The organism is Holospora curviuscula (assembly GCF_002930195.1).
In the GTDB taxonomy this organism is placed as follows: domain Bacteria; phylum Pseudomonadota; class Alphaproteobacteria; order Holosporales; family Holosporaceae; genus Holospora; species Holospora curviuscula.
On record NZ_PHHC01000105.1, the window covers coordinates 24,548 to 33,377 of the forward strand.

Here is an 8,830-nt window from a genome sequence, read left to right on the forward strand (position 1 = left end):
TGTGCTGATACATGTAAACGAGCTCCTTTTAAACAATTATTTTACGCGTTACATACTGTCTACGCACAGAATATATTTGCATAAAACAGCAAAGTATGTCAAGATAAAGCTGCGCATGAGGGGCAATAAAACAATTTTGGATTTGATGAATATGAGGACCTTCTTAAAATGCTTTTTACTTATTATATTTATTTGGAGCGGCAATACGACTATGGCATCTGATAAGACAATTAATTCACTGGCAATGCTTTTTAATTTGAATGGTAAAACGGCTATCATCACAGGAGCATCCCAAGGCTTAGGTAAACAATTCGCTATTATTTTAAACAAAGCTGGTGCGCGAGTAATTTTAGCTAGTCGCGATATTGATAAACTTAATACTTTTAGTAAGGAACTTAAGAACAGCAAAGCCATACAGATGGATGTCGCTAACTCAGCATCAGTAAAAGCAGCGTTTGCTGCACTGGAAGAAGCCGGTGAAAAGATTGATATCTGCATAAACAACGCAGCGACTGGGGCCTTGACTCCTGTTTTTTCAGAGGATGATAATGGCGATTTTGAGCGAGTTATGCAAACCAACGTAATGGGCGTGTGGTATGTCACCAAAGCAGTCGCAAATCATATGAAGAGCCATAAAATCAATGGATCGATTATCAATATCAGCAGTGTAAAGGTGATAGCTTCCCTTACAAAGAGCTAACGGCTTATGCCGCAAGCAAAGCTGCAGCCATACATATGACAAAATCTTTGGTGACTGAACTATCGCAGTACAAAATCAGAATTAATACAATCAATCCGGGGCCAGTTCAGTCAGATTTACTGGGTTCTCCAAACAAACATGACCCTAATTTCTGGAAAGATAAAATACCTGAAGGATTTATAGCCGAGCCAAGTGATCTTGATGGATTGATACTATACCTTGCTTCAAATAGCGCCTCTAAATATGTCACCGGTGCTACCTTCGCCATAGATGGCGGAATTTCTTGGGGTGGTAAATCGTGATAGAGAAGGAAAATAATATGAATAAACAGAATATTGCTCTCGTTACAGGTGCATCTTCTGGAATCGGCGAAGCATTGACTCGGGAGTTGATATCCAAAGATTGGGTTGTCGTTGGAATAGCTCGCAGGGTAGAGAAACTGAATTCAATAAAAAATGAAATGGGGCCTTCATTCATCCCTATACCATGTGATATTTCAGACAAGTCTGATATTCGTAGAGCTTGCCAAAATATTCTTGATCAAGGTCTTTGTCCCAATCTTTTCTTCTTGAATGCAGGTATAGCCGGTGAAAAAGTTATTGAAAATCATGAAGCGTTTACAGTTGAAATACATGAACGCATTATGGCAGTCAATTATTTTGGCGTTTTAGCCTTTGTTGAATTTTTTGAAAAACCATGCCTGCACAACGGCGGGGCTCACTTTATTGTTACAAGTTCGGTAAATGCAATTTTTGCACCACCTACAGGGAGTGCTTATTGTGCATCAAAAGCAGCTATTTCAAAAGTTTTTGAGAGTTTATCGCTCACTTATTGCGAAAGAAACTTGATCTTCTCGTCCATTTATACGGGGCCCGTGGCAACAGATGGTCTTAAAGGCAACTTTCCCTTTACATGGAGTGCTGAAAAAATGGCGAAGTATATGTGTAAGTTCTCTAAGCTCAAAAAATCACGAGGTTACCCATCTCTTTTCTATTTTGTCATTAGCCATCTATTAGGCATTTTGCCTGATGGTGTAGTGATGCGTATTTTAAAAAAGATGTAAGAATTTTATGAGGAAAGAGTTATGAATAAAACTATTACAACATTACCTACTACTATTAAGCTTGTCGGCATTACGGCCCGTAACTTCAAACACACTAGAGATGAATCCAGAAACCTCTAAGATAGGCGCTACCATGCAAAAATTCTTTACTAGTGGTATGCAGGCACAAATTCTTTGGACGGAAAAATCCTGGAACAACCTTTTGTGTTTATACCAATTATGAAAGCGATGTGAACGGTGACTCTACGTATTTTATCGGTGAAGAAGTAACTTCTTTTGAAGAGATAGATAAAGAATTTGAGACGCTTACAATACCTGTCCAAAATTATGCAAAATTCACGAATCAGCCAGGGCCAATGCCCACCGTGTGCATCGATATGGGGCAAAATATATGGAAAATGAATGCATCTGATTTAGGCGGACAAAGGGCTTATATTGCAGACTTTGAAGTTTATGATCAGCGGAGCGAAAATCCGGAGCAAGCTGTTCTTGATATTCTATATCGGTATTCGAAAATGAACATAAGCTTGCTAAAAAGCCAAGATACACAGGTGCTAGAAGAATATTTGGCTCCTCACAAAGCGGAATGTATGTTTATTTGCAGCAATCTTAAAGCTACAGGAATTGAATATGGTGGTTCAGATTTTGAGGGTGAATATTTTGGTTATTTTGATAAACATGATGGTCATTTAGAGCGGCTACTTGGTGTTATTATTCATTATTGGAATGGCAATGTCATGATGCACGCAGAAGACCATGATGTATTGGAAAAGCTTATATTACATCTCAAAAAGAATATTAGCCGGTCAGTAGCAGGGATTTTAGGTCCCAACATTCAAGCAGAACATGTCATCAAGAAGCTTGGTCTATTAGGGCTTAGTTTTGGAATTAATAGTAATGAAGGGCTATATGAAATCAATCTCGAAGCTTTAAATGAGCTTAGCATGCCGAGTAATGTGCAGGTTGTATCCGCACAAAATGTACCCAAAAATATATTAATTGAGTGGATGAAAAGCTATGATATTGAAGCGTTAGGAGCCTTGAATGATGAAACCGTAGAAAAACAAGTTCAAGAACATTGGAATTTACGTCTTCAGAAAAATGATAGCTTGGTTTTATTATTAGATGAAACCCCGGTAGCTTTAAGTCCTTTTAATGCCCGTTTTGCAGATATGGTTCAAGTGGGCCCTGTTTGGACTCCTCCGGAATATCGTAATAAGGGGTTTGCAAGGCTACTTCTTGCCTATACTTTGTACCAGGAAAAACTTAAGGGAAAAAAAGCAATATTATTTACCGATAATCCAGCGGAAATAAAAGTATATCTTGCACTTGGCTTTAAAAAAATCGGTAATTATCGCCTAACGCTATTAGAAAAGCCGGTCCAGTTCCAAGAGATATAATTTACGACATTTCAATGACGTAAAAGATCCATCAAGAGACGCCTGAATTTGGTACAGCTCATCCATTTTATCCGACATAAGAAGAACCAGATCGTTTCAGTCTGCAACGGGGGTGTGATTGTCGGAAACATGTAAACGGATCAAGTATAGGCGCATCCTGATTCTCCCAAGAAAGGTTTGGGCCACCAATTGATTGAGGTGGTTCATGATTATGGCTGTAAATCAGAATATTCTATAGAAACCACCTGCACAATGAATTTTAGTTTTCTACGAAAATGGTGGGATACGGGATGGATTTTAAAAGGTCAGAGTATGCGCAAAATTCTAGCTTCTATTTTATGAGGAAAGAGTTATGAATGAATTTGTACACATCATCAAAGGTACGCCATTCAGGTTCTGGCTAATATTGGTGGAGATATTATTCATTGGTAAGTATAGACTTAAGGCCAAGAAATTTGCGTTTTTTTAATATTAAACGCTTTTTTAAGAGGGTGCTTTGGTATTTTCTCTTGTAATGATGGTAAGTAGTATAGCAACCTTCTTTATAAATACAGGTAAAAAAAGAAGGGTTAATTGAAGTTCCTGGGAGTTATAGAAAACTTGTAAGTATTACTTTCCTTTTTTATTATTAAATATTATTTTAGCTAATTAAATTCTACAGATCTTGAATTGTTCTTTAAATACTCTATTATTAAAAGTATGATAGGTGGATTATTCTCTGTATATTTTACAGAGCAGGTACTGCATTATACGTGTCAATATTTGAAATTTTTAAAATCATTATGATGATAATACTACGTTTAATTCTAAAGAAAGATAAAAAAATTTTATTAATAACAAGAAGTCCCACTAACAAAATTTGGGCTTCCCATTGGCATTGCGTGACAAGGAATATTGAGGCAGGCGAATCACTAAAAGAAGCCATTATTCGTGAAGCTGCAGAAGAGGTTGGGCTCAAGCTTAAGGGTTTGGCTTTAGAAAACACAGTTTTTTGTATAGAAAAAGATTATTGTTTCCCTATGAAAAAATTTTATGCATTAGAACTGTTTTTTGTTAGTGATTTGGGCGACCATCAAGAACCCACAAATTTAGAGCCTTCAAAGCAGGATTCTCTAGGGTGGTTTGATCCATATAAGTTACCAGAGCCCATGATTCCCGGAGTGGCTTTTGGCATCAAAAGTTATTTTAACAACCAACGTTATGTAGAATTTCGCAATGTCTAAAGAAATCCAAGTCCTTCCCTATGACCCAAATTGGCCTCATATTTATGAAAAAGAGGCGGCCCTTATCGGGCAAGCTTTGAGTGGTAATTGTTTAGCAATTCACCATATTGGCTCAACGTCAGTGCCAGGTTTGGCGGCTAAGCCTACCGTTGACATGATCACTGTGGTAGGTAGTGGAGATCTGTCTATTGCGCAGCTTGAAAAAGTCGGATTTTCTTATAAAGGTGAGTGGAATATTCCATTTAAATTTGGATTTACCAAGCGCGGCCAAGATGAAATTAACCTCCACGTTTTTGAAGAAGGCCACCCAGAAATAGAGCTTAATATTCTATTTAGAGATCATTTGCGCTCAAATCCTCAAAGCCTTAAGGAGTATGCCCACATTAAAGAAACGCTGATTGAGGACGAGACTTCATTTCAAAAGCAAAAAGGCAACATGTTTTCAGGTTATAATTTAGGAAAAGATCGCTTTATTCGTCAGATTTTAAAAACGAGCGGATACAACGGACACAGATTCTTGAAAGTAACTCATATACAAGAATGGGAAGATTATCATCGTATTCGAAAGACAGAAATATTCGATGCCATTGGGGTGGTTTATGATGCGCATCATCCAAGCATCACGGCGAACAGCGCCTATCACTTTATAGTGTGTCATGGAATAGAAGTCCGGACGGTTGCTCATATTGAACTTCTCAATGAATCAGATGCAGCGCTCCGCTCTCTTGCAACAGATTCCGGATTTCAGCGCCAAGGCTATGGGGCAGAAATGATGGCTCTACTTGAAAAATGGCTCAAAAGACAAAATATAAAAGTACTCAAAATGCATAGTCGTCTTAGTGCGGAGCCTTTTTACAGAAAATTAGGCTTTCTGGAAATGCCATTTGATGATCCTTCTATTCAAGAACAATACATAGATCTCGGGAAAGCGTTATGAAAAATCAAATTACACAAACAACTCTTACTCCAGAATTAAAGGCGTCGATCTTTGAGGCTTTTGCAAAACATGCGATTGAGTCTGTCGGCTTTGATGGTTTAGCCGGGGAGCCAGTAGCATTCGAGAGCATGGAAAACGACGTATCTCTTGGAGTAGTGGTTTGTCAATTATTTTGGGGCAATTTGCATATCAAGTATCTACTCACAAATAAAGAGTATCGTGGGCGCGGTATAGCAAGCGCTTTAATGGAACACGCCTTTAATTTTGGCAAAGAGAAAGGATGTCGTTTTGCATTTGTGGAAACTATGAGTTTCCAAGCTCCAGAATTTTATCAAAAACTTGGCTTTGAAATCGAACTCAAGAGAGATGGTTATGCAGCAGGCACTTCATTTTACTATTTAAAGAAGGTGTTATGATAAAGATTGAAACAATTACACCGGATTTGGCTGAAGGACTCTGCCGCAAAATTACGGGTGATTTACCGGAGTACTTTGGTTTGCCTGAAGTGAACGAGCATTATGCTGTTGGAGTTCGCTCTCGGTTCAATCTGGCGGCATGCATAGGTGAAGAATATGTTGGTCTTATTTCAATAGATTTTCCTTATCCTGAAAATGCCAATATTTATTGGATGGGTATTTTACGAGATTACCACCGAACAGGTATAGGAAAAATCTTATCTTACGAAGCTTTTAAGCAGGCCAAAAATTCAGGTGCCAAAACAATTTCTGTCGAAACTTTATCGCCTGAGGAAGCGGATGAAAATTATCTGAAAACATACCAGTTCTACAAATCCTTAGGTTTTGCTCCATTATTCAATTTAAAACCTCAAGGCTATGAGTGGAATATGGTTTATATGCTCAAAAGCCTGGATGATCTTTTTGAAAACAGAACAAAAGACGTATTCATACGTCCCCTTATAAGAGAAGATATTATAGCTATATCTACGGCTTTTGATCAAATCGGTTGGAATAAACCGCCATCATCTTTCGAAGAATATTTGAAGGAACAAGAAGAAGGAGAGCGAATCGTTTGGGTGGCTCACTTCAAGGGCGAATTTGCCGGTTACGTAACCTTAAAATGGCAATCTGGGTATCCGTCATTTAAAGCGGAAAATATCGCGGAGATTATGGATTTAAACGTACTGCCACACTACCGAAAAATGGGTGTTGGTTCTTTGCTACTTGATTGCGCTGAAAAAGAAGCGCTAACAAAAAGCCAAATTATTGGCATCGGTGTTGGCCTATATGCAGGCGCAGATGGTGGCTATGGAGCTGCTCAAAGGCTTTACATAAAGCGTGGATATATCCCTGACGGAAAAGGCGTTACTTATAATTATGAACCCACGATTCCAGGTAATAGCTATCCGCTTGATGATGACCTGGTGCTATGGTTTACCAAGAAATTGAGTTGAGGACGAGATGTTAGAAGTATTAGAGATAGTAAAGAATGTACAAAGCAATATGTACGCTAAATATGGCCTAAAAATTGAGAATTTTTTTCCTGAAGAAGAAAGTTCAGAATATCATGCTCATACTTTTACTCTGAAAAATAAGAATGGTTTATTTAGAATAGCCAAAAAAACTCCAACAAAAACAGGTTGGTTTGTAACGATATGGAAAAGGGGTGCTGATAATATTATCGCCCCCTATGACAGAACTGACGCAATTGATTTCGTTGTAATTGCAGTTTCTGATAATAACAATGTGGGGGAATTTATATTCCCTAAAACCATTTTATTAAAGAAAAACATATTTAGCGAAAACGGTAAAGAAGGCAAACGAGCGATAAGGGTTTATACACCATGGGATAAAACCACAAGCGCACAAGCTGCTAAAACTCAAAAGTGGCAAAGTCAATTTTTTGTTGACCTGGGGTCATCTAACTCTGAGCCTACTCTTACAATAAAGAATTTGTATTCTATGTGAGATTCTATGAACAAAAAATTCCCCTACAAACTCATCGATCTAACCCACGCGCTGGATAGCACTATCCCTACCTGGAATGGTGGGTGCGGGTTTAATCATGATGTGCATATCGATTATTCTGATTGCACGAGCGAAGATAAATTCCGCGTGATGAAAGTTAAAATGCATGCGGGGATCGGAACGCACATGGATGCGCCAAGCCACTGTATCCCTGGCGGGAGATTTATTCATGATTTTGATGTCAATGATTTGATCATGCCTTGTGTGGTCATTGATGTATCTGATAAATGCTTTGAGCGCTATTCCTTGAGCGTGCAAGATATAGCGGACTTTGAAAGCAAGTATGGGCTCATTCCAAAAAGCTCATGTGTGTTTGTGAAAACCGGCTGGGGCAAATTTTGGAACGAACCTTTGAAATACCATAACAACCATGTATTTCCATCCTTATCAGCTGAAGCTGCAGAGCTTTTGCTTGAAAGAGGCGTGAGTGCCATTGGTATTGATACACTTTCTCCTGATCGACCTGAGGATGGATTTAAGGTTCATAAAACCTTTTTGGGCCCGGATAAGATAATCATAGAAAATGTAGCAAATCTCGATAGTATGCCGCCAACCGGAAGCTTCTGTTTAGTCCTGCCCATCAAAATCAAGGATGGCACAGAATCACCGGTAAGGCTCGTTGGATTGATTGAAAGAGAGGTGAAATGAAATCTAAATTTAACTTATTGATTGCCATCATATTCTCTTGCATAGCTTTTAGTAATGCTTATGCTCTAGAAAGCAAAAAGCTTGATATGTTTGATCGTGGCCGAGGCAGAAATGTCCCCGTGGTTATTTATCAAGGGAAAACGATAAATAAACCAGTGGTGATCATCAGCCACGGTTATGGCGCCAAAAATACAGAATATTCGTTTATCGCAAATGCTCTTGCTGAAACTGGATATTTTGTGGTGAGCATCCAGCATGATCTGGAGACAGATAAGCCTCTTCCTACGACAGGAAATCTATTTGAAAGAAGAAAACCCCTTTGGGAACGTGGTGTTCAAAACATTTTGTTTGTGATGAATGAACTGCAAAAGATAGAAGCACAGTTGGATCTGAACAAAGTGATTTTAATAGGTCATTCTAACGGCGGCGATATGTCTATGATGATGGCTCAGCTTTATCCAGATAGGCTATCAAAGATTATTTCCCTTGATAGCAGAAGGTATCCTTTCCCAAGCAATCCGAAATTAGAGATTTTACGCTTTGGAGCAATAGATGATGAACCAGATGAAGGTGTCGTTCCTGAGTCTGGTGTTCAAGTTATTTATGTGAAAGGAGCTCGGCATATAGATTTGTGTGATCGAGGGAGTCCTGAAATCAAGGATGAAATTCAAAAATCAATTAGAGCTTGTCCGCAAATGAGAGATATGTTAGTGTATCTGGATGATGTTGGATGCAATTGAGGAATATAAATGAATAGAAGAGCGTATGAGACAGATTTAAAAGACAAAGAATGGGAATTAATATCGGAATATTTTATACCAAATATTAAGAAGGCTGGCAGGCCTGTGAAACACAGCAGAAGAGAGATATTAGA

General features: G+C 38.4%; 11 protein-coding genes. All 11 read left to right on the forward strand.

What is annotated here, in order from left to right:
• The first annotated feature begins 76 nt into the window (after positions 1-76).
• On the forward strand, positions 77-700 hold the full coding sequence (locus tag HCUR_RS09880) for an SDR family NAD(P)-dependent oxidoreductase (RefSeq protein WP_279337716.1): 624 nt from the start codon (positions 77-79) through the stop codon (positions 698-700).
• A gap of 35 nt (positions 701-735) precedes the next feature.
• Positions 736-1,002 (forward strand): SDR family oxidoreductase, encoded by a 267-nt coding sequence (locus HCUR_RS09885; RefSeq protein WP_279337718.1) that lies wholly within the window; start codon positions 736-738, stop codon positions 1,000-1,002.
• A gap of 17 nt (positions 1,003-1,019) precedes the next feature.
• Positions 1,020-1,763 (forward strand): SDR family NAD(P)-dependent oxidoreductase, encoded by a 744-nt coding sequence (locus HCUR_RS05540; RefSeq protein ID WP_104207114.1) that lies wholly within the window; start codon positions 1,020-1,022, stop codon positions 1,761-1,763.
• Between the two features lie 230 nt (positions 1,764-1,993).
• Complete coding sequence (locus HCUR_RS07865; RefSeq protein ID WP_243397291.1) at positions 1,994-3,163, forward strand: GNAT family N-acetyltransferase; 1,170 nt, start codon at positions 1,994-1,996, stop codon at positions 3,161-3,163.
• Between the two features lie 782 nt (positions 3,164-3,945).
• Positions 3,946-4,386: an NUDIX domain-containing protein gene (locus HCUR_RS05555; protein WP_104207115.1), complete on the forward strand. Its 441-nt coding sequence runs from the start codon at positions 3,946-3,948 to the stop codon at positions 4,384-4,386.
• Positions 4,379-5,323, forward strand: coding sequence for a GNAT family N-acetyltransferase (locus HCUR_RS05560; RefSeq protein WP_104207116.1), 945 nt, complete (start codon positions 4,379-4,381; stop codon positions 5,321-5,323). The genes HCUR_RS05555 and HCUR_RS05560 overlap by 8 nt, the downstream gene beginning before the upstream one ends.
• Positions 5,320-5,739 carry a GNAT family N-acetyltransferase gene (locus HCUR_RS05565; RefSeq protein ID WP_104207117.1) on the forward strand — a complete coding sequence of 140 codons (420 nt, stop codon included), beginning with the start codon at positions 5,320-5,322 and terminating at the stop codon, positions 5,737-5,739. The genes HCUR_RS05560 and HCUR_RS05565 overlap by 4 nt, the downstream gene beginning before the upstream one ends.
• Positions 5,736-6,734: a GNAT family N-acetyltransferase gene (locus HCUR_RS05570; protein WP_104207118.1), complete on the forward strand. Its 999-nt coding sequence runs from the start codon at positions 5,736-5,738 to the stop codon at positions 6,732-6,734. The genes HCUR_RS05565 and HCUR_RS05570 overlap by 4 nt, the downstream gene beginning before the upstream one ends.
• Before the next feature lie 7 nt (positions 6,735-6,741).
• Positions 6,742-7,248 (forward strand): MepB family protein, encoded by a 507-nt coding sequence (locus tag HCUR_RS05575; RefSeq protein ID WP_104207119.1) that lies wholly within the window; start codon positions 6,742-6,744, stop codon positions 7,246-7,248.
• Positions 7,249-7,254: 6 nt separating this feature from the next.
• Positions 7,255-7,956, forward strand: coding sequence for a cyclase family protein (locus HCUR_RS05580; RefSeq protein ID WP_104207120.1), 702 nt, complete (start codon positions 7,255-7,257; stop codon positions 7,954-7,956).
• On the forward strand, positions 7,953-8,696 hold the full coding sequence (locus tag HCUR_RS05585) for an alpha/beta fold hydrolase (protein ID WP_243397292.1): 744 nt from the start codon (positions 7,953-7,955) through the stop codon (positions 8,694-8,696). Before HCUR_RS05580 ends, HCUR_RS05585 begins: the two co-directional genes overlap by 4 nt.
• The last annotated feature ends 134 nt before the right edge of the window (positions 8,697-8,830 follow it).